The organism is Acinetobacter baumannii, from assembly GCF_009759685.1.
Classification (GTDB): domain Bacteria; phylum Pseudomonadota; class Gammaproteobacteria; order Pseudomonadales; family Moraxellaceae; genus Acinetobacter; species Acinetobacter baumannii.
Window position 1 is genome coordinate 3,737,759 of sequence record NZ_CP046654.1, and the last position, 26,307, is coordinate 3,764,065.

Sequence of the window (26,307 nt, forward strand, 5' to 3'; positions counted from 1 at the left end):
CATATTTCAGTGTGAGTGCTCATGGCCGGCATGATGATGGTGATGTTTGTGGTCGTGCGGTGCATCCTTACGAATACAACAGCCCTCTACATAATGACTTGTGCCATCTGTAAAAAACTCTTCTTTAAAGACAGGTACTTCATGCTTTACCCGTTCGACCGCTTCCTCACATGCCTGAAAAGCTTCACGGCGATGGGCTGCATACGCAATCGCAATAATGGCTGTTTCACCGACATCCAGATATCCAATTCGATGAACCACTCGCACATAAGATACCTGATACTTTTTCTCAATTTCTAGTTCAATTTCACGTATCATTTTTTCTGCAAGCGGTTTATACGATGTATATTTCAGCGCCTTTACCGCTTTACCTTCGTGGTGATTACGAACCGTACCCATAAAAATATCGATACCGCCACATTCAGGAAAAGACTGAATCGGATCAAAAGTATCCAAGCTTAAAGCCTGCTCTTGTATTCTTGCGAACTCTTTCATGACTCATCCTCCGGCAACGGGTGATAATAAAACCAAAGTGCATGGCTCACTTAAGACAGTTTGTCTGGTTATGACATTATCACCAATCGCACATGCACATTTTTCCATGGCTTTTGTAGATTCCGGATGTAATAAAACAATTTCATCTAATACATCTTTAACTAGACTATGGCTAGGACAAACTAACAAAAGATTTTCAGGAAGCAATTTTTCAATTGCACCAAATGCTTCGACTTTAATTTGGATAGATTGTTGCATTTATCCCCCAAGCATATGCATGCTGATTTTACGGGTTTGTTGATGTTGTAAGGCATGGAAACCTTTGGCTTTATGCCAGATATAAGGATGAACCAGATTCTTTAATTTTTGGATATACATACCGTATTCTGGAGTATGTTGTTTGCTTACTAGCGTTTGAAGCTGAGGCTTAATATTTAAGCCTTGTGGCGCAAATAAACAGTTATATAGTTCGCCTTTTGCGGTAAGCCGTATACGGTCACATTGGTGGCAAAATGAATGTGTAATTGTGGAAATAATTCCTAAATGGTAGCTACCGTTAATTAGATATTGACGCGCTGGCTCATGTTGCTGCTCGATGACTTGTACCGAATAATACTGTTGCAATACCTGTAAAATTTCAGCCTCACTTACCACATCTTTATTTGACCAAAGTGCATCACCATCAAGCGGCATAAACTCGATAAAACGCAAAGGAATATGATGAGCAATTGACCATTTCACCATAGGTAAGATTTGATCATCATTTCTATCTTTCATTAACACGCAGTTAATTTTAAAAGGTAATCCTACTTCTTTTGCAGCTTGTATCCCCTCTAAAACAGGCTCCAATTTTTTCTTGGTCAACTCTTTAAACTGAACAGGATCTAAACTATCTAAACTAATGTTTAAATCATCTAATCCAGCGTCTTTTAGCTGCTTGGCATGTTTAGCAAGGTAATGACCATTGGTAGTCATCGATATACGTTTTAAACCTAAACTTTTTAAAGACTGTAGATCTCGAATGAAATGAACAATACCTTGACGCATTAATGGTTCACCACCCGTAATGCGAATACTTTCGATACCTTGCTGCACCATAAAATGACAAAATTGAAAGAGCGCTTCAAAACTAAGCAAATCTTGTTTATTTAACCATTCTGGATGCTCAGGCATGCAATATACACACTTAAAATTACAGCGATCAGTTACAGAAATTCGTAACTTACGCTTGATACGCCCATATTGATCTTGCAGAAGGCTTGGCGCAGTTTCAGAGTGATATTGTTTCATCATTTGCACTCATATCGAGAACAGTTCAAATATTGCGAGCACCGATTATGAACAATCAAATACAAAAAATTGCGCCTAAATAGTGCTTTGCTTTTTATGCAAAATTTGTTCCAGCTCTACTTATCTTCCATAATATTTAACTTTTTATCGGTTTTTCACCGCGCCTTCTCGAGAACAATTTAAAAATAAATCTCGAGTTAGCGCGGTAAAATCTATGTTTTACTTGATTCTATTTCTAACACTTTTCTAAACGGATGGGTACATATTTATGGTACGGCGTTTTCGACAATGGATCACAATGTTCAGCAGAAATAAGTAAGTTTAATTGTGGTCCAATTGGTTCACCATTTTGAAATCGCATACCATAGCCATGTGGAAGTGATACGACACCTCTTCTCATCCCATCATCCAACTCAATAGCTACCTGAATTTCTCCATGCGCTGAGATACATTTAAGCTGCCCTCCTGCATCTACATTTAAGTGTCTTGCATCTTCAGGATGAATACGCAGTGCACCTTCTGCATCTACTTTTCGCCAAGCAGGGTCACGGTAAATTTGGTTGGCATTGTAACTACGGCGTTCACCTGACAAAAGGATGAAAGGAAACTCTTCAACATTAACGTTATGGCTTTTCAATCTTGCGAGTTCACTTAACATCTCGGGAATTGCAAGACGTATTTTCTTATCTTTATAAGCTACCAGTTTCCAGACTTCGTCATATTCATGTTGCGATAAAACCATACCTGAACGTTGCTTTAATATCTGCTCAAATAGTTTGACACCTTGTGTTAACGGATTACCTTTATAACCTGCACGGCGTACTGCTTTGGTATGTAATACAGCATATTGAATAGATAGCGGCAATAAAAAAGCAACTGAATCTGCTGAATTGCCAAGTCGTTTGCCAAGAGTTCGATAAATAATAGAGGCAGCAAAAGGGATATATTTTTTATGGCGTGCCAAGGTAAGTCCTAGCGCCGACAAGTACGGTAAATAGGCTGTTTTTTTCGAGTCGACCGCAGCTATTTTTCTAGAATTGGAAAATTCTTCGGAATAGCATTCATAGCTTCCAGTAATCGAGTATAAATTTCGGCTTCCGGTAAAGTGTTTGCTTGAGCAGCCAATACGGGATGACGCAGGTGAAAACCATTCTTAGGAAATTCCAAGTTAAAACCAGTAAATTCCCATTTTTCAAACTGAGTATGAGCAGGCAAAATATAGTCGGCGAGTCTCGCGGTTTCTGTCATCGCAACATCAACTACCACCAGCAAATCTAAGGCTTTAAAGGCTTCCTCAAAGGCAGGTGTGTCAGGGTAAGTTAATAGTGGATTACAACTATCTACAAACACAGCACGAATTCGCTTTTCCCCTGCTTTAAGGATTTCATCGGGTAAAATATTAGGTGGGAAAAACCCGGAAATCGGGAACATTTTATGATAAACGCTACGTCGATATTTTGGTTTTCTTTCATCCGTATCGGTCAAAATTGGAATAAACATGGTATGCAAATTATTGGTACCCTGTTTTCCAAAGTTCCCTGTCAGTAAGTATAAAAGCTTTTCTAAATAACCATTTAATGTTGTATTCAAAGTATGTTGAATACCTAAATCGATACGTACACAGCCTCTTTTTGCCTTTGAAAAATCTCGAACAACCTGATAAATCAAATCGACAGGTACATCAGCTTTAGCAATATAGTCTTCAATCGGGACATGATTAAATGCAGCTTTTACTTCTTCAAACCCATGTGTATGCTGCTCAATAAACGCTGCATCATAAAGCTTTTCTTTAATAATGATTGCAATCATGGCCGACATTAAAAAAGCATCTGTTCCCGGTTTTAGCTGCAAGTGAATGTCTGCTTGTTTTGCCGTTTCGGTAACACGCGGGTCGAACACCACCATGGTTCGGTTCGGATCTTTCTTAATATGTTTTAGCGTGTCTCGTGCGTTGGGAATACCATGTGCCTGAAACGGGTTCGTTCCAATAAAAAGTACGTAATCTGCGTATTCAACATCTTCTGTAGTATGGCAGGCCTGACTACCGAATAAACGTCCATTGAGCCAGAAATCGCCTGTTTTTTCTTGGGCAAGTGAGTTATATGCATAATAACTTTTCATAGCCAATAAAAGTTGTCGGCCATAAGCTGCGCCGAGGTGGTTACCCTGACCACCGCCCCCAACTGAAGCAAAAGCAGTACCACCAAATTTATCTCTAATCTGAACCAATTGATCGGCAATTTCTTGTATCGCTACATCCCAACTAATTTCTTTAAATGAACCATCTGGTTGGCGTTTTAAAGGTGCGGTCAAACGGTCTGCATGTTTCTGGTAATGCTGTAATCTTGCGGCTTTTTGGCAAATGTAACCTTGAGAAAATGGATGCTCAGGATTACCTTTAATTTTGACAAATTGGTTATCTTTAATTTCTACGCTCAAACCGCAGTTTCTTGAACATAAAATACATGCGGTCACATCTGTTTTACTTTGCTGAGCTGCGTCCATCATTTTTCTGGCTCCGTTTATTTTTATACATCTGGCTAGAATGAAAATAACAAGTTCCAAAATAGAACTTAAATTCTAAACAGTCAATAACTCAAAATTTAAAAAATGATTTCAGATTATCAATGTAAATTTTAAATCGATATAATTGAAGTTCTAATTTGTCGAAAAAATCTCTTTAAATGCTTTAATTTGTTTGTATTGTTGAAGTTCATCTAAAGAATTAATGCTATGGAAAAATAAGTTCTGCTTTTGAAAAATGGCTACTTGTGCATGTAAAAGTTTAAAGCAATTTTTTAAACTCAATTGTTGCTTATCAATTTGCTGCTCTAAAACCTCTAGACTTTCACGTTTTAACAAACAAAATGGGTATAAAGCATCTCCGTTAATTGAAACGTAAGCTGCCTGAGCCTGTTTATTTTTGCGAAGTGCACTGTGTAATTTCGCAACGACTTGCGTAGGTATGTAGGTCACATCACAAGGAATAAACAAAACATAATCTGCTCGTACATGAGACCATGCACTTTTCATCCCCATAAGCGGGCCGAAAAAACCTGAAGCATCATCTTGAAAACATTTAATATCGGGCACAATACTTTGATAGATTGAATAGTCTCGATGACTATTCACCCAAATTTCAGATACTGAAGATTTTAGCTTTTGGTGAATCTTAAGAAGTTGCGTATCGCCATCGAATTGCTGCAACAGCTTATTTAAACCATTCATACGGCGGGCTTGTCCACCCGCCAGAATGACCAGATCAGTTATGGGATATCCCTTATTCACACTTCTACCTCTTGCTGGCAAGCTTTAATTAAGCCACGGATTTCAGGTAAACATGATCCACAATTGCCACCAGCTTTTAAACAAGCAGTGACCTGTTTTTCATGGGTAATGTTTTGTGTTTTTATTGCTTCGATAATTTTATTCTTACCTACTTTAAAACAACTACACACCAAAGGCCCATCATTATTGGTAGCCGACATTGGCATACCTGCTAGTAAAGCTTTACGGTGCAAGGCGCTCAAACGTTCTCTTTTAAACAGACTTGCTACCCAGTCACGGTCTGGCAATAAATCTGGCGGTGCAATATATAGACTTGCAATTACAATGCCATCTTTCAAAATAATACTATGGCTCAGTTGTGAAGAAATATCTTCTATGCTTAACCATTCAAAGGTTTCATCGGCAAATGGCAAAAAGCTTTTCAGATTCTTTTGAGTATCATGAAAAGTTTGGCGGTCTGCAAGTTCATAGCGATTGGTTTTCACCATTTTGACTTTAGTCCACCATGCACAGTGATGTAGCGATTCTTGAATATGCGAATCGTATCCTTCACGAATATAGAGCACACCTTGCCAAGTGGTATAGAACGGCTGAATAGCTACAGGCGTATGTTTGAACTCGGGCTCACCTGAAATTGCATCAACTTCCGGATTCACGACTTTACCAATACGGGCGTCGGATGCGACCTGTTCAGTCCAGTGAATCGGTGCAAAAATTTGCCCACGACGGACACCTGATGAGAATGTCACGCGCAGTACACAACTGCCCCATTTCGAACGAACTTCGACCAAGCCTTGATCACGCACACCAAACTTCAATGCATCACTCGGATGAATCTCACAGAATGGTTCAGCACGATGACTGGTTAAATTTGGCGACAAACCAGTACGGGTCATGGTATGCCATTGATCACGAATACGCCCCGTGTTCAAAATGAGCGGATAATCTTCTGAAATTGCATGTACCGGATTAATTGCAACAGTAGGAATCAATTTTGCCTTAGCATTTTTGTGACTAAACTGGCCCTTGCCAAACAGTTGTTGAACGGCTTTAGCGTCTTGGTTTTTACTCCAGACTGGCCATTGTACTGGTTGCAGAGCGTCGTACTCAGCATTACTTAGGCTCATTAAACCTTTTAAATTGAAATAACGAAACGTATCAGTTTGCTCACGTGTATTGATGTCCGCATTATCTTGTGCTGACAAAGCCGCATGTTCATTGAAAATATCAACAGCACTATTAAAGTCAAAACCTTTAAAGCCTAATTTTTTCGCAACTTGACTCACTGACCACCAATCCGCCTTTGCTTCACCCGGCGCAGGTAAAAAAGCACGTTGACGTGAAATACGACGCTCAGAGTTAGTAACAGTTCCATCTTTTTCACCCCAACCTAAAGCTGGAAGCAAAATATCGGCGTAAGCTGTAGTATCGGTATCGGCACAGATATCTGACACCACAACCAACTCACATTTCTCTAAAGCACGTTTCACCTGATCGGCATCTGGTAAACTTACCACCGGATTGGTTGCCATAATCCAGATGGCTTTAATTTTTCCAGCTTCAACAGCACGGAACAAATCAACAGCTTTTAAGCCAGCTTGAGTTGCAATAAATGGGCTGTCCCAAAAGGTTTGCACTACTTTTTGGTGCAAGGGATTATCTAAATCCATATGGGCAGCCAGCATATTAGCTAAGCCACCCACCTCTCGACCACCCATAGCATTGGGCTGGCCTGTCATTGAAAATGGTGCAGCGCCGAGCTTTCCAATTTTGCCTGTTAATAAATGACAGTTAATAATGCTGTTGGCCTTATTCACACCCTGACTTGATTGATTCACACCCATTGAAAATAGCGTGATTACCTTTTCAGTCTGCGCAAACTTCTCAAAGAATTGCTGTAATTTGTCTAAAGAAATACCACTGCGTTTGGCAACATAGGCAATATCCGTTTCTTGCTGACTACTTACCAAAACCTCTTGCAAACCTTCAGTATAGGCATCCACAAAGGCCTGATCGGCATGACCATTTTGATATAGATATTGGAATAGTCCGTTAAACAATGCGACATCTTGGCCCGGTAAAATCGGTAAATGTAAATCCGCTTGCTCACAAGTACTGGTAAAACGTGGGTCAATCACCACAACAAACATATCTGGATTGTGGCTTTTAGCCTGCATAATCCGCTGATACAGCACAGGATGGCACCATGCGGTATTGGAACCGACCAAAACCACCATATCTGTATGTTCAAAATCTTCATAACTTGCTGGCACAAGGTCTTCACCGAAACTACGTTTGTGACCTGCCACTGCAGATGACATGCAAAGGCGTGAGTTGGTATCGATATTTGCAGTGCCCAAATAGCCTTTTACAAACTTGTTCACCACATAATAGTCTTCAGTCAAAAGCTGACCTGAAACATAAAATGCAATGCTGTCACGACCATATTTGTCGATACAAGACTGGAATTTATCGGCAATTTTATTGATTGCTGCATCCCATGTGGTTACAGTCCGATGTAGCTTACGACCAAACATAGGTTGAAGTACGCGTGTTTCTAACCCCAAAGTATCCGCAAGTCGGCTACCTTTAATACATAAGCGCCCAAAGTTGGAAGGGTGCTCAGCATCCCCCTCAACTTGCACCACAGGTCCTTGAGGTTTTTGTTGAACGTTTACACTAACACCACAACCTACACCGCAATATGGACATGTTGTTTTAGTTGTTTTTGCAACATGGTCGGAGCTATCGATTTCAACGCTTGGAATACTATTCATAACTGCTCCTTTCCCTATTTAGCCTGCATTTTTTAATGCAAAATCTCGACCAAATAGCAGCTTATTTCTAAATGAAGAAACAGGAGTTTGATCTGCAATTAACTCTGCATACCACATGCCATCTTCAGTATCACCGAACAGTACTGCACCGATTACCCGATCGTTTTGAATGATAATGCGTTTATAAATCTGGCGTTTTTCATCGTTCAGAATAATGTCTTCATAATCATCTTTCGGTTCAAAATTGCCCGCAGAGAATACATCGACTCCACTCACCTTTAACTGAGTCGGTACGGTTGGCGCTTTAAAAGTTAAGCTGCCGTGCTCTGCTAAATGGGTCGCGCAAATAAAAGCTTGGCCCCACAGTGGTTCAACCAAACCGAAAGTTTGACCACGGTGTTCGATACACTCACCCACGGCATAAATACTTGGGTCAAATGTTTGCATGGTGTCATTCACCAATACACCACGGTTACAACGTAATCCTGCACTTTGCGCCAAAGCAATATTCGGACGGATACCTACAGCAAACACCACAAGGTCAGCATCTAACACTGTGCCATCTTTCAAACGGATTTGTTTGACATGACCATTTTCATCACCAATTAACGCCTCTGTATTGGCTTCGGTAATAATATGAATGCCTTTTTGCTCAATACTATGACGAAGTAACTGACTTGCACGCCCATCAAGTTGACGTTCCATAATACGGTCCATCAAATGCAATACTGTGACATTCATACCGCGTTGTTTTAGGCCGTACGCCGCCTCTAAACCGAGTAAACCGCCACCAATCACCACTGCATTGGTTTTTGAATCGCAGTATTCAATCATGGTGTTGACGTCATAAATATCGCGGAAAGTTAACACACCCTTTAAGTCAACACCTTGAACTGGTGGAATAAATGGCGCCGAACCTGTTGCCAGAATCAAACGATCATAATCAACTGTCTGACCTTTTTCGGTGTAAACCACTTTACGTGGGCGATCAATTTTTACGGCTTTATCACCGGCAATAAATTTAATGCCTTTATCGTCATACCACTTTGGTGGATGCAACATAATGTCTTCAATGGTTTTTTCACCCGATAAAACCGGAGACAACATAATACGGTTATAGTTCCCCCATGGTTCTTCACCAATCACCGTAACTTCATAACGATCTGGCGCCATATCAAGTAAATCTTCTAGACAACGCATCCCTGCCAAACCATTTCCGATCAGCACCAGTTTAAGTTTGTCTTGTGATACACCTGTATTGGTAATATAAGTTTTTTGCGGCACCGCATTGACCCAAACACGGCCATCAACAATTTTGCTCGGGTAAACCGCCAATTTTTGGTCTTTATCTTCTAAACAACGGCCCGTAGCTAAACTGAAATGTTGTTTATAAATTGGTGATGCAACGACGCGTTCGCCTTGTAAATCACCAATAATCCCGCGGCTCATCACATTCGCTTGGCTAAACGGATCTTTATTGCTCAGTACATAAACACGTTTTTCATGCCCCACACGGAAGATTGCAACCGCTTGACCGCCCACTAGCGCTCCTGCACCCGTGTTTGGGGTTAAATCATCGAGGGCACAAACGTCAATCCACTGATCATCAGGAAGCATATTTTTGTCTTGTACAATATTCATATAAGTTCTCCTTTATGCTTCAACCATTGGAATACGGTCTTCTGAACGTTCAGCTTCGGTTAATGGACGGATTTGACCACGTTCAGTTGTAAATTGAATGTGCGGATCAGCTTGTTCATTCGCTCCTGCATTGATATAGGTCTGGAAGCGTTTACGCACCTCAGGGTTTTCGACAGCTGTACGCCACTCGTCTTGATATGTACCAATAATGTGTTCCATACGGCGCTCAAGCTCGGCAGCTAAACCAAGAGAGTCATCAACGATCACAGATTTAAGGTAGTCTAGACCGCCTTCCATGTTGTCACGCCATACACTGGTACGTTGTAAACGGTCTGCCGTTTGAATGTAGAACATAAAGAAACGGTCGATATAACGAATAAGTGTTTCTTTATCGAGGTCAGATGCAAGTAATTCTGCATGACGCGGTTTCATACCACCGTTACCACATACATAAAGGTTCCAACCCTTTTCAGTGGCAATCACGCCTACATCTTTACCTTGCGCTTCCGCACACTCACGTGTACAGCCAGACACTGCCATTTTCAATTTATGCGGTGAACGCAAACCTTTGTAGCGGTTTTCAAGTTCAATCGCTAAACCAACCGAGTTATCTACTCCGTAACGACACCAAGTGCTACCCACACAAGATTTCACTGTACGTAACGACTTACCATAGGCATGACCAGACTCGAAGCCCGCAGCATTTAACTCTTCCCAAATAAATGGAAGTTCATGAACTTGCGCACCAAACATATCAACACGTTGACCACCAGTAATTTTGGTGTATAAGTTATATTTCTTCGCAATTTGGCCAATCGCAATTAAGCCATCCGGAGTGACTTCCCCACCTGCCATACGCGGTACAATGGAGTAAGAGCCATCTTTTTGAATGTTACCCAAGTAGTAATCGTTACTGTCTTGTAGGCCTGCATGACTTGGCTTAAGTACGAAATCATTCCAGCAAGATGCCAAAATATTTGCTGCTGCCGGTTTACAAATATCACAACCTAAACCATGACCATGTTGATGAATTAAATCATCAAATGTCTTGATTTCATTGACACGAACCAAGTGATACAACTCTTGACGCGAGTACGGGAAGTGTTCGCAAATGTGATTGTTAACAGTCACACCTTGACGTTGTAACTCTGACTTCAATACTTGAGTCACTAATGGTGCACAACCACCACATGCTGTTGCTGCTTTGGTGCATTTCTTTAATGCACCTAAAGAAGTCGAACCATCGCTAATTGCTTGGCAGATGTCTGCTTTTGATACATTGTTACATGAACAAATAGTCGCGCTGTCTGGCAGCAAATCGACTCCGCTACCACCAGATTTTGCTGCTGATTGCTCAAAACCCGGCATGATTAAACTTTCAGGCACTTCCGGTAAAGCCAGACCATTCAACATCATTTGTAAAAGGTCGTTGTATTCTTTGGCATCACCCACTAAAACCGCGCCAAGCAATTTGGTTTTGTCGGCATTTACAACAATCTTTTTATAAACCAGTGCATGTTCATCTGCATAGAAATAGCTTAATGCACCTGGGGTCATGGCATGTGCATCACCAACAGAAGCAACATCAACGCCCATCAACTTCAACTTGGTGCTCATGTCTGCGCCAGCGAAGCAATGACACTCTTCATCTAAAATGTGTTTTGCTGCAATACGCGCCATGTCATAGCCCGGTGCAACCAAGCCATAAATTTTATTTTGCCAAAGCGCACATTCACCAATGGCATAAATGTTTTGATCTGATGTTTGGCAATAATCATTAATTACAATACCGCCACGCTCACCAATCGCAAGCCCACTGTTGCGCGCAAGCTCATCACGTGGGCGAATCCCCGCAGAGAATAAAATCACATCAGTTTCGAGTTCACTACCGTCGGCAAACTTCATCACATGAGTGGTATTTACCCCAGACTCAATAGACTGAGTCGCTTTTTGTGTATGGACTTTTACACCTAAATCTTCAATTTTACGGCGTAAAACCTTGCCCCCTAAGTCATCAATTTGAACTGCCATCAAACGTGGTGCAAACTCAACAACGTGTGTTTCTAAATCTAAATCACGTAATGCTTTGGCTGCCTCAAGTCCAAGTAAACCACCGCCAATTACTACGCCTGTTTTAGCCTTTAAACTTGCTGCACGAATGGCATCTAGATCTTCAATGGTACGGTAAACAAAACAGTTCTCGCGGTCATTACCCGGAATTGGCGGAACAAATGCATATGAACCAGTCGCCAGCACCAACTTGTCATAGCTAATCACATCACCATGATTGGTTGTTACGGTTTGTGCAGCTGTATCAATCGCCACTGCTTTAGTATTTAAACGCAGGTCAATGCCATACGCATCAGCAAAATCAAAGCGTGCTAAAGATAAATCTTTTGCCGATTTCCCTGAGAAGTATTCAGTCAAATGTACGCGGTCATATGCGATACGAGGTTCTTCTGCAAGAATCGTGATTTCCAGTTCATCATCTGCTTTTTCTAAAATGGCTTCGATGAATTTGTGGCCCACCATACCATGACCAATCATTACCAATTTCATAGTGTTTCTCCTCAAATCACGTTGCTTTTAAGCTGCGTTCTTGCGTTCTCAAATAGACATTGTTGTTTTGCCTTGTGCTCTACCGAGAAACGTATCAACATCACAAAGCGTATAGCTGCTTGGAACCCATTTTTTCCACTCGTTGACGACACCCAATGCATAGCAAAGTTATAAAAACAAATAAAAAAAGCGAGCCCCCTCATACGGAAGGCTCGCATCGCTGAAACTGAAAAATTAGTTAATTTAGATGTAACTTTTTTATGCAATAAAAATAAAGACATAACCTTCACTCCGACTGAACGTAAATTTTCTGTGTGTACAGTTGCACTCACAAATTCGATCAGAACGGACATCGTTGGCCGTCTTTAAAACTTATGGTCGTCTTCGACCTGTAATTAACCAAGCATTTTGCATGCCAATTCTTTTTAAAATTAATATTAATAATTTTTTATTATTATTTTCAAATACTTAAAATAAAACCCATTTTCATCCCAAAAGAATATTTAATTTTCCCTGCACTATTGCTGCTCGTTTATATGGTTTAAACAAAAATAAGTCTTGCCACAAAATGAATCGCTTTTTTGCACCAATATTGATCAAAACAATGCATTAGCATAGTAAAGGACCACTCATGCCTGATTTTTTGTTTAAATTTGGATGGCACTAATCTTGCTTAAAAATTGATAACAAAAAACGCGTCGAATTGGCGCATTTTCTTAGCCTGATTTTCTGAACTTATGCCAAAACTCAAAATAGCTCTTATCGATGATGATCATGCGCGGGCCGACTATATAAAAAATAGTCTGCTTGAAAATGACTTTGAAGTGGTTGCCTGCCTTACTTTGGACCACTTAAATATTTTTCGTCTTGAAGATTTACAAGCCGATGTCATCTTGCTCGATATGGATCATCCCCATCGTGACATTATTGAAAGTTGTGTGAGTAGCTATGACCTACCAACTGTTCTATTCACTAAAAATTCAGATAAAGACACCATCAAACAAGCTATAGATGCAGGCGTAACGGCTTATATTGTAGATGGCATAGACCCCGCCCGCTTACATACCATTTTAGAGATTTCAATTGAGCAATATAAAAAACATAAAAAGCTTGAAGGTGACTTAAAAGAAGCTCAAACCAAACTGGCCGATCGTAAAGATGTTGAAAAGGCCAAAGTGCTACTCATGCAACTGCATGGCTTACCTGAAGACACAGCTTTTCAATTACTCAGAAAAAATGCCATGAGTCACCGTATAACGATTGGAGAAATGGCACGGCGTTTACTTGACGCTCAAAAATTACTAAATGATCAACTAAAGGATGAATAAATGAGCAAATTAGAAAAGACTCAATTGCAACTCGGCTATATTCCTTTACTTGATTGCATCGCTTTACTTTGGGCAAAGCAGCAAGGTTTCTTCGAAGAAGTCGATTTAGATGTTACCTTAGTCAAAGAAGCATCATGGGCAAGTCTACGCGACCGTTTAGCTTTTGGTTTATTAGATGCTGCACATTGTTTATCTGCGATGCTCCCTGCAGCAGCAATGGGTGCAGACCAAATTGGTATTGCACTGCAAACCCCGCTCGTTTTAAGTAAAAACCGTGCTTTTATCAGCTTAAGCCAAAAATTAATTCATCAACTAGCTATTAAAGAAACCGATAATGCACAAACTACCGCCCAAAAAGTTATTCAATACATTGAGCAAGATCATACTCTTTCTCTAGCCCATGTATTTAAACATTCAATCCATCATTATTGTTTAAGAGAATGGCTTGCTTTGGCAGACTCTAGAATAGCTCAAACGCTCAAACTCAAAGCACTTCCCCCACCGTATATGGTCGAAGCTTTAGATAACCATGTGATTGATGGTTTTTGTGTGGGAGAGCCTTGGAATACTCAAGGTGAACTTTTAGGTTTAAGTAAAATCGTCTGCTCAAGTCAAGACATTATTCCCAATGTGGCAGATAAAGTTCTCGCAGTAACTCAAGAATGGGCTGAACAACATCCTCAAACCTTAGTTGCCCTTACAACGGCAATTATGAAAGCTCAAAAAGAATTGAGTAATTTAAAAGATTTTGCACCTGTCTTAAAGTTATTGGTCGAGTTTGGGATTGTCCGATTTCACTGTTCTGAAGAAGTGCATGTCGATAAATATTATATGATTCAAAATATTGTAAAACACTTGGTTAAAGAAAATGCGGCTCCCCAACCTGAAGATTTCCATTGGTTATTTCAGCAAATGCAAAAATGGGAAAAACTTCAATTAGCCCCTGATCAAATCATAGAACTGAGTGCACAATGCATTAATCTCGATTGCTACAATCAAGCCAAACTCTAAAAAATACTTAAGCACATTATAAAAAAAAGCTGTCTTTATTAACAAAGACAGCTTGAAAGACCCATAAGACAAATGCGTTATACGCATTACTACATTTAAAAGACTCAACTCATCCATTAAATATAGCTCTTATGTTTCCGATCATAACCAATAAAAACTTATCATTTTCAGACATTTCCATATCAATAACTGACATTTCATAGACTTTATCTCCTACCTATAATTTCGACGAACAACTGAAACTCCCCTAGATATCAGCCCGTAATTTTGTTAACTTGATTATGTTACAAATTCAAAATGCAGATTTCAGTTAATGAGTAAAGGGATGAAATCATGAAAGATATCTCACACCGTGAAGTTTATGCACTGGTTGATATTAATAATTGCTATGTTAGCTGTGAGCGTCTTTTCAACCCTAAACTCAATGATAAACCTGTAGTTGTTTTATCTAATAACGATGGCTGTGTGGTCTCACGTAGTGAAGAGGCAAAAGTTTTAGGGATTAAAATGGGCGTACCGTGGTTCCAAATTGAAAAAGATGCTTTACAAGCAGGTGTTCACGTCTATTCAAGCAACTATACTTTATATGCCGAGATGTCCCGTCGTTTTTTTGCTGTCCTCGGTGAGTTTTTTTCTCCAGATGATTTAGAAGCCTACTCTATAGATGAATGCTTTATTCATCTCACCCCTTACCTCCAATCTATCGATATCTCTGACTACTGCAACAAAGTGAGAAACACTCTCCTAAAATGGTTAGGCTTACCTTGTTGCATTGGAATTGGATATTCAAAGACACAAGCAAAACTTGCCAATCACTATGCTAAGAAAATTAAAAGTTTTAAAGGAGTATGTAATTTCATCACCTTAGATCCATTAATTATGGAAGACCTCATGCAACAGACATCAGTCAAAGAGGTATGGGGAATCGGCTATCAATTAGTCAAACAGCTACAAAGTTATGAGGTGTACACATGCCTAGACTTAACTTTTGCCAATGAACACCATATGGCAAAGGCATTTTCTGTGGTCATGGCACGCACCATTCGTGAGCTAAAAGGCCAATCCTGTATTCAACTTGATGATCCAGCTATTCCAACGAAACGGATTTTAGCATCACGAAGTTTTGCTCAAGCTTTATCCAGTATTGAGATTATTAAACAAGCACTTATCTTTCACCTTAACCGGGCACATCGCCGTTTAATGAAACAAGAACAACTTTGTGCCTGTGTTCAAGTTATGCTTTATGAAAAAACCGACAAACCGCCCTATAAAAAAGCCACATCTCAAGCAATTGGTCTTCATTATGCAACAGATGATTTATGCATACTTACTAAAGCAGCTATGCAGCAAATTGATGTTTTATATAAAGAAAATAAAAGTTACATAAAAATTGGAGTATTATTTTGTGCTCTACACGCACGTCAGCAACATATTGATGATTTATGGCAGCCTCTGGAACTTATTCATCAAAGACAACAATTGATGGAAACTTTAGGTACAGTCCGTAAGCGCTTTGGTAGCCACTATTTACAAGTTGGATATCACTCACGTAATCCATCTTGGCAAATGAAACAATGTCATCGCTCAAAAAATTACCTAACTCGCTGGAATGAAATGTTAACGATTGAAGATGCTTATACCCCCGTTACACAAAATACATGAACTGTTTTTGTCAATTCGGTTTAAAATAAGCTCCGTTAAATTACTTGAAATTTTGTCATTTTTTAACATTGCTAATTCGTCGCAAAATTTACAATATATAAGCCGAATTTGGTGTACCCTTTCTGCGACAATTAAAAGAAATTATAAAAAACTTGTAGAAACATATGCCATAATAAGCAAACTTTGCAGACATCTTGCAAAGATTATTTGCAACTTTAGAGCTGGAGCAATCTGAATGAGTTCGACCATTTTGGTAATTCATGGACCGAATTTGAATTTGCTGGGAAAACGCGAACCAGAAGTATATGGTCATCTTACCCTAGACAATATCAACCAACAACTTATTGCTCAAGCTGAACAAGCCTCAATTACACTAGATACTTTTCAAAGCAACTGGGAAGGTGCCATTGTTGACCGTATTCATCAGGCACAAACAGAAGGCGTAAAACTGATTATTATTAACCCTGCTGCCCTCACCCACACTTCAGTTGCTTTACGCGATGCCTTACTTGGCGTTGCCATTCCCTTTATTGAAGTACATTTATCAAATGTTCACGCACGTGAAGCTTTCAGACATCATTCTTATTTATCAGACAAAGCAATTGGCGTGATTTGTGGTCTAGGCGCAAAAGGTTATAGCTTTGCGCTCGATTACGCTATTGAAAAAATTCAACCATCTAACCCAAACTAGTTCAGGAATAGTCGCCCATGGATATCCGCAAAATTAAGAAACTCATCGATTTAATGATTGAGTCTGACTTGCAAGCGATTGAAGTTAAAGAAGGTGATCAATCGATCGCTTTAACTCGTCGCAATCCTGTCGTTGCTGCGGCTGGTGTAGCACATCCGGCAGCTCCTGTTGCTGAAGCACCTGTTGCAAAAACACCACGTGGAGCAGTTGAAACTTCTCCTATGGTTGGTGTGTTCTATGCTGCTCCAAGCCCAGGCGAAGCACCATTTGTTAAAGTAGGTCAAACAGTATCTGCTGGTGAGACTTTGGGTATTATTGAAGCAATGAAAATCATGAACCCGATTGAAGCAACTCAAAGCGGTGTGATTGAAGAAATTTTAGTGAAAAATGGTGAAGTGATCCAATTCGGTCAACCTTTATTCCGTTATCGCGCGTAATACCCCGGGGACATCTATGTTGCAAAAAGTTTTAATTGCAAACCGTGGTGAAATCGCTTTACGAATTACCCGGGCTTGCAAAACATTAGGAATCAAAACTGTTGGTATCTATTCAGATGCCGATAAAGATTTGATGCATTTACGTTTCGTTGATGAAGCAGTATGTATTGGTCCGGGTGCAAGTAGTGACAGCTATTTAAACATCCCGGCAATTATTACTGCTGCAGAAATTACTGGTGCCGATGCAATTCATCCAGGTTATGGCTTCCTTTCGGAAAATGCCGAGTTTGCTGAAATTGTAGAAAGCTCAGGTTTCACATTTATTGGCCCTCGCCCAGAACATATCCGTTTAATGGGTAACAAGGTTTCTGCAATTGTTGCAATGAAAAAAGCTGGCGTACCTACGGTACCTGGCTGTGACCATGCTGTAACTATCCATAACGCATTAGCTGAAGCGAAAGAAATCGGTTTCCCGCTTATTGTTAAAGCGGCAGCTGGTGGCGGTGGTCGTGGTATGCGTATTGTTGAACGTGTAGACACACTACTTGAGTCAGTTCAAGCGGCTCAACGTGATGCAGAAATGTGGTTCGGCGATGATACCGTATACATGGAACGCTTCTTACAAAAACCTCGCCATGTCGAAGTTCAAGTTTTGGGTGATGGTAATGGTCACGCGATTCATTTATATGACCGTGACTGTTCATTACAACGTCGTCACCAAAAAGTGTTAGAAGAAGCTCCTGCGCCAAATCTACCGGAACAAGCACGTGCTGATATTTTACAAGCCTGTGTACACGCATGTCAGTTAATGCAATATCGTGGTGCTGGTACGTTTGAATTCTTATTTGAAGATGGTGAATTCTTCTTCATTGAAATGAATACTCGTGTTCAGGTTGAGCACCCTGTAACTGAAATGGTGACTGGTGTTGACATTATTGAGCAGCAATTACGTATTGCAGCTGGTTTAGGCTTAGAGCTTCAACAAGAAGATATTGAAGTTCGTGGTCATGCCATTGAATGTCGTATCAATGCCGAAGATCCAACAACATTCTTACCTTCACCAGGTAAAATTGAAAGTTTCTATGCACCAGGTGGTGCGGGTATTCGTTTAGATTCTCATATCTATCCTGGATATAGCATTCCGCCATATTACGATTCAATGATTGCAAAATTGATTGCTCATGGTAAAGATCGTGAAACTTCACTTGCCCGCATGCGTCAAGCGTTAGATGAAATGATTCTTACAGGAATTAAAACCAATATTCCTTTACATAAAGATCTTATTTTGCAGGATAAAAACTTCTGTTCTCAAGCAATGGACATCCATTACCTTGAAAAACACTTGTTAAAGCAAGTGGAAGAAGAAAAGAAAGCTGAAACTGCATAATATGCTTCATATAAAAAAGCCTCTTAAATAAGAGGCTTTTTTATATCTACTTGTTTATGGCAACATTCGGCGTAAAGTTGCGAAACATTGCTCACCCTTAGCCGTTGAGCAGAAATTAATAGTATGGTCATTTTTCCATTGCACGAAATATTGAGAAATATCACCTGTCTGATCTTGCTTCTGACCAGAACAATCTACTTTATTATTATCAAACTTAATTTGCATTACTAAAGCCGATAGCTGCTCTTTAGGGTCATCAGATGGCTGATATTCATAAATACCGTATGACCACTCTTCACCACTTTTAATCACCACATCGTTACTACTGCGGAAATTATAATACTCTACACATTTTTTATTATTTGGAATCTCCATTCCCCATAATCCCATAATTTCAGGACGCGTAACAATACGTATAGCATTAGGATTACTTGCAGTGCGAACAGGTTGTGCTGTTGGCTGTTGAGTCGCTGTCTCAGCCATAGCAAAACCAGAACAAGCCAATAATAATCCCATAATATAAATATTTTTCATAGATTTATTAATCATTAAACGCATGGGTTTAAGTTAGCACATTTTTTTAGAAAAACATTGTTTCATAACCATATAAAAACAATATTTTTCAACCGTAACGAACCAATACTTCTCATCAAACAATTTCTATCTTTAACTCGGTATTCCTAACAATTTTTATCACTATTTAATCTAAGAAACTGACTTTTCGATTTGTTTAGGTAACCAATAGACAAAGCACAAACCAAATAGAACCACTAAAGCAGCGATCATAAAAATATACTCACCCGTAAGAATTTTCCAGTAATGACCAGCCAAAATGCTCCCAAACGCCACTCCAAGCCCCCACATGGTGCTATAAAAAGCCTGACCTCGACCTTGTTGCCCTATTGAAAAGTTTTGAAAGATAAGCCGCATTGCGATGAGATGAAATAAGCCAAAACTAAAAGCGTGTAGGCACTGTGCAAATAACTGACCTATGAAATAGTGAGAGAAAATAGCAACTAATAACCAGCGTATACTTGTCAAAATCAAACATACTGCTACAAGGCTACGCCAAGAAAAATATTTAAAAAACGTAGTTGCATATGCAAACATCACAATTTCAGAAACCACGCCCATAGCCCATAAAAAACCAATTTCCGTTGTACTAAAATTTAACGATTTCAGAAAATTGCTATAGAAGCTATAAAAAGGTGCATGTGAAAAAAGAAGAATAAACTCAATTGTGAAAAAAGCAGCAACTTCAGGACGTTTCAGCACAGGCAATAAAGGTTCTAAATGCTTTTGTGAAGTTGGGGCCCCTTCTGGTTCACGTATCGTAAATGCCCAAATAAATGCTAAGGAGGCAATGATAAGCAATAATATAGGCAACATTGAAATCGGAATGATTTCTAAAATTGCCCCTATTGTAAATACACCTACAATAAACCCAACTGATCCCCATTTTCGAATCTTGCCATAAAGTTTCGCCCTTTGGTCTCCTAACCAAAATAAAGTTACTCCTTCAAATTGAGCTAAAATAGCATTTTGGAAAAAACTAAAAATAAGCATCAGTAAAGCAACTGACTGAAAAGTATTAGGAATTATAAAAATAGCCAACCATATACATGCCTCCATCCATGTGGCAATACGCACTAATAGCATTCTTTTACCGGATTTATCGGCGATCCAGCCCCAAACCAAAGGGGCAAAGAAGCGCGTCACAATAGCAATAGAAGATAAAATACCTATCTCTTGATAATTAAACCCCTGATCTTGGAGATATAAATTCCAATACGGCATAAATGTGCCAACAATGGAATAATAGAAAAAGTAGAATCCACCTAATCTGGTTTGGATTGTAAATGGTTGGAACAAGACTTAAACCTTTGTACTTTCAATAGGTTAAAAATTTCAGGTAGCTGTATATGAATGTATTCATTTGCTCACACTTATAGGATGCATGTTTTTAAACCACATACATATCAACTTACTGACTTTCGTAATTCTATCATTTCCCACAGATGCAAATAATGTATTAAATGAAATACTTCAGGTTATTAGTTTATAGATGGGCTGGATTTAAAGTATTAAAAAAGCCTATTCATATGTAAATAGGCTTTTTAGTTTTTATCAATTATTCGTCTTACTATGAATACAAGTTATGCTAACTTCTTTGCTTCTAAGTAGTGAATATCAGCAATTTGTGCATCCCAAAACTCATTCCATAAAGCACAATAATCCATACAAAGCGTTGTTAAGCTCTCATAGTCTTCTTTAGTTATTGCTTGCGCTAACGCAAACCAGAGATCATCTTCATGATCATCATCTGCTGCTTCTGAGGTTTCGTCAGTAGATACCCCATGAACATGGTAATAGCCGCCACCTTCAACATCTACACCAATAGCCTTAGTCGCTTCACGAAGTGGTGGGCTAAAAAGAATCACTTCTTCTTCGGCCACTGCAAGTAAAGCAACTACTTTAATATAACTATCATAAGATGATTCTAGAAAATTTCTTACCTGATCTGCAATTTTTGAAGGTTGATACTCTCTACGGTCCTTCTCACTCAAACCATAATCATTCAATAAATCTTCATATAAAGGATAATGTGCATACTCCGGATTACCTAGATAATAATTGTCCGGGTCTGTTCCTGGTCTAAAACCAAATTCATCAAGTACATTTAAACTTAATAAAACGCGTGGAAACATTTTAGCTCCAGAATGGAGTTTAGGCTCCAATTGTTTTGTCTGGAACTGGGCCATTAATAAGGCATCAGTAAAGATCTGAACAATCGCATGACGATATTCTAAATGAATTCTTGTTAAAGTGAATTTATCAAGCAATCCATTATTTAAAACTTCGATCGCCGGATGTTTACATACTGGTAATTCAGCAATTCTCGCTCTTAATTGTTTGAGAAATTTTAGATTTTCTTCCCACTGTTCTGTAGGAATACTATTCTTCATCCCCAGTAATGCCTTTTGTCTTGGATTATCGAAATCTTCAAATTTTTTTGACATAATCATTCTCAATAACAAATTAATTCTTATAGTTAGGTTATGAGTTCCCCATTATTTTAATCGTGCATTCATTTGCTACTAAATAAAATTGTATACTCATCCCTAAACAATTTGATATTAGGTTTATTATTACTACAAATCAATGGATAATTTAATGAATTTTTTTAATGAATCAAATAACAATTAATATCGAAAAATACTATTTTTTTAGGCTCTCACATGTTGTATTACATTAGCGTTTTCAATATGATTAAACTGACTTTTGCCAGAGCACTAGCCTTAAAAAAGAAACGGATTTCAAAAGATTTACTACGGGGAAATCGATGTCAAAAAGAGACACTATTATAAAAACAGCAACTGCCCTTTTTAATGAAAAAAGCTATAACTCTATTGGAGTGGACAGAATTATTGCTGAATCTAATGTTGCAAAGATGACATTCTACAAGTATTTTCCTTCAAAGGAAAAGTTAATAGAATCATGTCTTTACAAAAGGAACTCTGATATACAGTCTGCTATATTAGAAAGAATCAATACCAATGACCTACCTTTAGTTCAACTCAGAAGCTTATTTAATTGGTATATTGACTGGATTTACACAGAAGAATTTAATGGATGCTTATTTAAAAAGGCAACTATGGAAGTAGTACAACTTTACCCATCCGTTAAAAATCCTATTAATGAATATAGAGAATGGCTCTATGAGCTTGTTTTTTCTATCTTAATTAAAATTCAGGTAGAGGACGCCGCTGCATTAACCAATCTATTTCTTAATATCCTCGATGGGGTTATTAATGATGGAACAATTGATAAAAATTTAATTAATGCTGAAAAAACTTGGTCTTATATTAAAAAAATAATCGATCTTGAGAAAATTGAGGAATTAGTCGCTATTTAATTTAATAATATTGAAATACTAGACTAAAAAGCAAGTGAGTATACTTTTGTTTTTTAGTCTAGAAGTTTCATTTAAAAATTTTATTAAGCACTAAATATTATAAAAATTAATAAGATAATTTTTCTTAAAATATTAACCAATAGAATTAGTAACAATATAAAATTTTATTAAAAAGCTTATACATACACTCTTAATATCTCTAAAAGAGTTCTTACTCATTAGCTGCACTCATTCAAACCAACATCATAAATCTATTGGTACTAGAATAAATTACGGAATTATAATACTAACAAATAAATCATAGATAATTTAGTTTCTCTAGATAAATTAAAAGAATAATATTTAAAACAAACTTAACAATAAAAATTTTTCTATAAAGTGCTTTTTCATAAATATCTATACTAAATATTGTATTGATCATATGAGCTGTGTATTTAGAGAGCAAAATTTACGAGATATTTCATAACACCAAGCAACAGCATTGCTAGTAATTCAGCACAATGATACTTTAGAAAATCTACAATCAAGCTAACCAATGAAAAGTGCAATTTCAAAATACAATTTAAAGTAGATATACTTCACGACAAAGTTTGCTCGATATCACTTTAAAATGTCCCCTACTTCTAGCTTTTGGCGTAGTCTCTTCCGTCTCATACATATTTATGCTGGTATTTTTATTGCCCCATTTATATTTGTTGCCGCATTTACTGGCTTACTATATGCAATTACGCCTCAGCTAGAGCAATTCATCTATAAAGATGTATTATACGTTCAGCCTTTAAATAAGGAGATACACCCCCTAAGCCAGCAGATTGAAAGCGCAAGAGAGGTCATGCCTGCAACTGCAAAAATTACAGAAGTCAGACCATCACCAAGCCCTGTGCAAACTACGCGGGTTATTTTTTCCGATCATACACACCATCTAAATAATGAAGCCATTTTTATTGATCCTTATACGCTTTCTGTAAAAGGACAACTTGCTGTGTATGGAACCAGTGGCGTATTACCGTTACGTACATTCTTAGATCAATTACACAGCAATTTATTATTAGGAAAATGGGGACGTTTTTATAGTGAACTTGCTGCAAGTTGGCTTGGTTTTTTAACTTTAAGTGGGCTATACAGTTGGTGGAAGCGTCGCTCAAACTTCAAAAACAGACAAACAAATAAAAATCACTTATTAAAATGGCATAGTTCTATTGGGTTAGCTTTACTACCACTTTTATTGTTCATTGCGATTACTGGTCTTACATGGTCTCAATGGGCTGGTGATAATATTCGTATTGCCCGTCAATGGTTAAACTGGCAAACACCAACATTGACCACCTCACTAAATCAGATTTCATTGCCAGAAATGGCTCATCATGAACATCACGAAATGATCATGGAAACGCCAAATTTAGACATCATGCCAGCTGAATTCGATGCTGTATTAGCAATTGCTCGAGCAAATGGGATTAATTCAACAGAAATACAAATCAAACCGCCAGTTGCTGAGAACCAAGCTTGGACTGTTGCGGAAATACAGCGTAAATGGCCCACACAAGCAGATAGTATTGCGATTGATATGCATGAACACAAGGTAATCGATAAACTCGCTTTTAAAGATTATTCATTAGTTGCAAAACTTACACGCTGGGGAGTTGATGCACATATTGGGGTACTATTCGGTTGGGTCAATCAATTGATTCTGGTTCTGTATGCGCTCGGGCTATGTGTAATGATTGTTTATGCGTATAAAGCTTGGTTTAAAACCTCCAATGTAAAACTTACGACCCATCATTTTATTAACCAAACTTTGTTCGTATGGAAACATGCAACTACACAACAAAGAATAATTACGATATTAATGCTTGCTGCTCTAGGGCTGAGTTTACCTATTTTTGGATTTAGCTTAGTCATCACCTTATTTATTTTGCTCATAAAAAAACAGCTCCCTCTTAAAGCTTAATAAAGCTCTGGTCTTTGCCAACTCATCAGCTTCTCGTATTAGGGAGATGATCAGTTGGTAAAAGATTAAATGAATAAAATACCGGTTAAACAATTCCCTACTTGTAGTTTTGGCTGCTTCTTGGCAAGGTATGTGCCAGTAAAACATTAGGAATTTGTTCACATATGGCGAGTCCGGCACAAATCATTCGACATAAATTTCTCAATACATTCTTTTCACGCCACTCTATTTGGTTCTTGTGTATTTTTACTGCACTCACAATCACGTGGTTTAGAACCGTATATACACCTCATAGTATTTATTATTTTATTTCGGATACTTTACTCAACGGTTTATGGGTCGTCAGTGGCGCATTAAGCTTATTAGGTCTATATGATGTCTTACAAAATAGACATTCAATCTTAAGAAATTACCCGATTATGGGCCATTTCCGTTTTTTATTTGAAGATATACGCCCTGAAATTCGCCAATACTTTATTGAAGCGGATCAAGATGCCCTTCCTTTCTCACGTATGCAAAGAAGTTTGGTTTATCAACGTGCTAAAAATGAGAATGCAGATAAACCTTTTGGATCAATTATTGATGTCTACCAAGAAGATTATCGCTTTATTGTTCATTCCATTAGTCCATGTCCACCAGCGGATCCTAAGAGTTTCCGTATTCAAATTGGTAATGCCCAATGCCTTCAACCTTATAGTGCATCCATTATGAATATCTCTGCCATGAGCTTTGGTAGTTTAAGTGCGAATGCAATACGTGCATTAAACAAAGGAGCACAATTAGGCGGTTTTTATCACGATACCGGTGAAGGTAGTCTCAGCCCTTATCATTTAGAAAATGGTGGTGATATTGTTTGGCAAATTGCCAGTGGATATTTTGGCTGCCGAACTTTAGACGGAAAATTTGATGAACAGAAGTTTGCTAAGCAGTCTCAATTGCCACAAATCAAAATGATTGAGCTTAAGCTTTCGCAAGGGGCTAAACCGGGCCATGGCGGTATTTTACCTAAACATAAGATTACTGCTGAAATTGCCGAAATCCGTGGTGTTTCCCGTGACCATGATTGTATCTCTCCTGCCAAGCATTCAAGCTTTTCGACACCAATTGAAATGATGCATTTCTTACAGAAGTTACGGACTTTATCTGGTGGCAAACCGGTAGGTTTCAAACTGTGTATTGGTCAACCTTGGCAGTTTATGAGTATTGTAAAAGCAATGCTTGAAACAAAAATTGTGCCTGATTTTATTGTAGTTGATGGTTCTGAAGGTGGTACTGGCGCAGCCCCTATTGAGTTTAGTGACTATATCGGAACACCATTACGTGAAGGCCTACGTTTTGTTCATAATACACTTGTAGGTGCTGGCCTAAGAGATCAAGTTAAAATTGGTGCAAGCGGTAAAATTATTAGTGCATTTGATATTGCCAGCACATTTGCTCTCGGTGCAGATTGGGTGAACTCAGCACGTGGTTTTATGTTTGCAGTTGGATGTATTCAAGCGCAAAGTTGCCATACAAACCAATGTCCTGTAGGCGTTGCAACCCAAGATAAAGATCGCCAGAAAGCACTTCATGTACCGACCAAAGCAGAACGTGTATTTAATTTCCATAAAAATACATTACATGCATTATCAGAAATGATTGCTGCGGCAGGTTTACGTCATCCATCGGATATTAAAGCTCATCATTTAGCTCAACGGATTAATGACCGTGAAATTAAAAACTATGCTCAATTACACTTCTTCTTAAAAGAAGGTGAGCTTTTACAATCTGAACTGAAAAATGATGATGATAATTTCTATTATCGTATGTGGAATATGGCTGACGCCAATCATTTTTAAATAGTTAAAACTGGAGCTGCCTATAGAGGCAGCTTC

Annotated in this window: 20 protein-coding genes and 2 pseudogenes; 9 read left to right on the forward strand and 13 right to left on the reverse strand. The window is 38.5% G+C overall.

The genetic code is table 11. The features are described 5' to 3' along the window. Window positions 1-6: 6 nt before the first annotated feature. From GO593_RS17870 to GO593_RS17910, 9 genes and pseudogenes are all read right to left on the reverse strand, one after another. On the reverse strand, window positions 7-495 hold the full coding sequence (locus tag GO593_RS17870; protein ID WP_000657202.1) for a molybdenum cofactor biosynthesis protein MoaE: 489 nt from the start codon (window positions 493-495) through the stop codon (window positions 7-9). Between the two features lie 3 nt (window positions 496-498). Further along, window positions 499-753, reverse strand: a complete 255-nt coding sequence (locus tag GO593_RS17875) for a MoaD/ThiS family protein (RefSeq protein ID WP_001187658.1) — start codon at window positions 751-753, stop codon at window positions 499-501. After that, window positions 754-1,794, reverse strand: a complete 1,041-nt coding sequence (moaA, locus tag GO593_RS17880; protein WP_001983700.1) for a GTP 3',8-cyclase MoaA — start codon at window positions 1,792-1,794, stop codon at window positions 754-756. A gap of 226 nt (window positions 1,795-2,020) precedes the next feature. Beyond that, window positions 2,021-4,293 (reverse strand): annotated as a pseudogene (locus GO593_RS17885) (molybdopterin-dependent oxidoreductase). A 150-nt stretch (window positions 4,294-4,443) separates the two neighbouring features. Continuing rightward, the gene (gene mobA, locus GO593_RS17890) at window positions 4,444-5,073 is read right to left on the reverse strand and encodes a molybdenum cofactor guanylyltransferase (RefSeq protein WP_001032654.1); all 630 of its coding nucleotides are present in this window, start codon (window positions 5,071-5,073) and stop codon (window positions 4,444-4,446) included. Then, on the reverse strand, window positions 5,070-7,850 hold the full coding sequence (locus GO593_RS17895; protein ID WP_001084808.1) for a nitrate reductase: 2,781 nt from the start codon (window positions 7,848-7,850) through the stop codon (window positions 5,070-5,072). Before GO593_RS17895 ends, mobA begins: the two co-directional genes overlap by 4 nt. Window positions 7,851-7,868: 18 nt before the next feature. Further along, window positions 7,869-9,491 carry a nitrite reductase small subunit NirD gene (gene nirD, locus GO593_RS17900; RefSeq protein ID WP_001028489.1) on the reverse strand — a complete coding sequence of 541 codons (1,623 nt, stop codon included), beginning with the start codon at window positions 9,489-9,491 and terminating at the stop codon, window positions 7,869-7,871. Window positions 9,492-9,503: 12 nt separating this feature from the next. After that, complete coding sequence (nirB, locus tag GO593_RS17905; RefSeq protein ID WP_000780171.1) at window positions 9,504-12,050, reverse strand: nitrite reductase large subunit NirB; 2,547 nt, start codon at window positions 12,048-12,050, stop codon at window positions 9,504-9,506. 11 nt (window positions 12,051-12,061) lie between these two features. Next, entirely contained in the window at window positions 12,062-12,403 is a 342-nt protein-coding gene (locus GO593_RS17910; RefSeq protein ID WP_000114563.1) for a hypothetical protein, read from the reverse strand. Between the two features lie 384 nt (window positions 12,404-12,787). On the opposite strand from GO593_RS17910, the gene GO593_RS17915 reads away from it, so the two are divergent. Together GO593_RS17915 and GO593_RS17920 are read left to right on the forward strand one after the other, a co-directional pair. Next, complete coding sequence (locus GO593_RS17915; protein WP_001125253.1) at window positions 12,788-13,378, forward strand: ANTAR domain-containing response regulator; 591 nt, start codon at window positions 12,788-12,790, stop codon at window positions 13,376-13,378. Further along, entirely contained in the window at window positions 13,379-14,389 is a 1,011-nt protein-coding gene (locus tag GO593_RS17920) for an ABC transporter substrate-binding protein (RefSeq protein WP_000039916.1), read from the forward strand. Between the two features lie 16 nt (window positions 14,390-14,405). Here GO593_RS17920 and GO593_RS17925 read toward each other — a convergent pair. Beyond that, window positions 14,406-14,506 (reverse strand): annotated as a pseudogene (locus GO593_RS17925) (hypothetical protein). A gap of 216 nt (window positions 14,507-14,722) precedes the next feature. On the opposite strand from GO593_RS17925, the gene GO593_RS17930 reads away from it, so the two are divergent. The 4 genes from GO593_RS17930 (at window position 14,723) to accC (ending at window position 18,566) form a co-directional block, all read left to right on the forward strand. Next, window positions 14,723-16,051 (forward strand): Y-family DNA polymerase, encoded by a 1,329-nt coding sequence (locus GO593_RS17930; RefSeq protein WP_000652027.1) that lies wholly within the window; start codon window positions 14,723-14,725, stop codon window positions 16,049-16,051. 235 nt (window positions 16,052-16,286) lie between these two features. Continuing rightward, window positions 16,287-16,742 (forward strand): type II 3-dehydroquinate dehydratase, encoded by a 456-nt coding sequence (gene aroQ / locus GO593_RS17935; protein ID WP_000099412.1) that lies wholly within the window; start codon window positions 16,287-16,289, stop codon window positions 16,740-16,742. A 17-nt stretch (window positions 16,743-16,759) separates the two neighbouring features. Continuing rightward, window positions 16,760-17,179 (forward strand): acetyl-CoA carboxylase biotin carboxyl carrier protein, encoded by a 420-nt coding sequence (gene accB, locus GO593_RS17940; protein WP_000354610.1) that lies wholly within the window; start codon window positions 16,760-16,762, stop codon window positions 17,177-17,179. Window positions 17,180-17,195: 16 nt separating this feature from the next. Beyond that, complete coding sequence (gene accC / locus GO593_RS17945; protein WP_000939648.1) at window positions 17,196-18,566, forward strand: acetyl-CoA carboxylase biotin carboxylase subunit; 1,371 nt, start codon at window positions 17,196-17,198, stop codon at window positions 18,564-18,566. Between the two features lie 54 nt (window positions 18,567-18,620). Here the strand turns inward: accC and GO593_RS17950 are convergent, their stop codons facing one another. The 3 genes from GO593_RS17950 to GO593_RS17960 all read right to left on the reverse strand — a co-directional run bounded on the left by GO593_RS17950 (window position 18,621) and on the right by GO593_RS17960 (window position 21,586). Next, window positions 18,621-19,124 carry a hypothetical protein gene (locus tag GO593_RS17950; RefSeq protein WP_001238660.1) on the reverse strand — a complete coding sequence of 168 codons (504 nt, stop codon included), beginning with the start codon at window positions 19,122-19,124 and terminating at the stop codon, window positions 18,621-18,623. A gap of 147 nt (window positions 19,125-19,271) precedes the next feature. After that, entirely contained in the window at window positions 19,272-20,438 is a 1,167-nt protein-coding gene (locus tag GO593_RS17955; protein ID WP_001983694.1) for an MFS transporter, read from the reverse strand. Between the two features lie 284 nt (window positions 20,439-20,722). Further along, window positions 20,723-21,586 carry a heme oxygenase-like domain-containing protein gene (locus GO593_RS17960; RefSeq protein ID WP_000037356.1) on the reverse strand — a complete coding sequence of 288 codons (864 nt, stop codon included), beginning with the start codon at window positions 21,584-21,586 and terminating at the stop codon, window positions 20,723-20,725. Window positions 21,587-21,909: 323 nt separating this feature from the next. On the opposite strand from GO593_RS17960, the gene GO593_RS17965 reads away from it, so the two are divergent. The 3 genes from GO593_RS17965 to GO593_RS17975 all read left to right on the forward strand — a co-directional run bounded on the left by GO593_RS17965 (window position 21,910) and on the right by GO593_RS17975 (window position 26,271). Then, on the forward strand, window positions 21,910-22,482 hold the full coding sequence (locus tag GO593_RS17965; protein WP_000043929.1) for a TetR/AcrR family transcriptional regulator: 573 nt from the start codon (window positions 21,910-21,912) through the stop codon (window positions 22,480-22,482). 610 nt (window positions 22,483-23,092) lie between these two features. Next, a complete protein-coding gene (locus GO593_RS17970) occupies window positions 23,093-24,433 on the forward strand; it encodes a PepSY-associated TM helix domain-containing protein (protein ID WP_000075471.1) in 1,341 nt (446 codons plus the stop codon). A 164-nt stretch (window positions 24,434-24,597) separates the two neighbouring features. Next, window positions 24,598-26,271, forward strand: a complete 1,674-nt coding sequence (locus GO593_RS17975) for an FMN-binding glutamate synthase family protein (RefSeq protein ID WP_000157981.1) — start codon at window positions 24,598-24,600, stop codon at window positions 26,269-26,271. Window positions 26,272-26,307 lie beyond the last annotated feature (36 nt).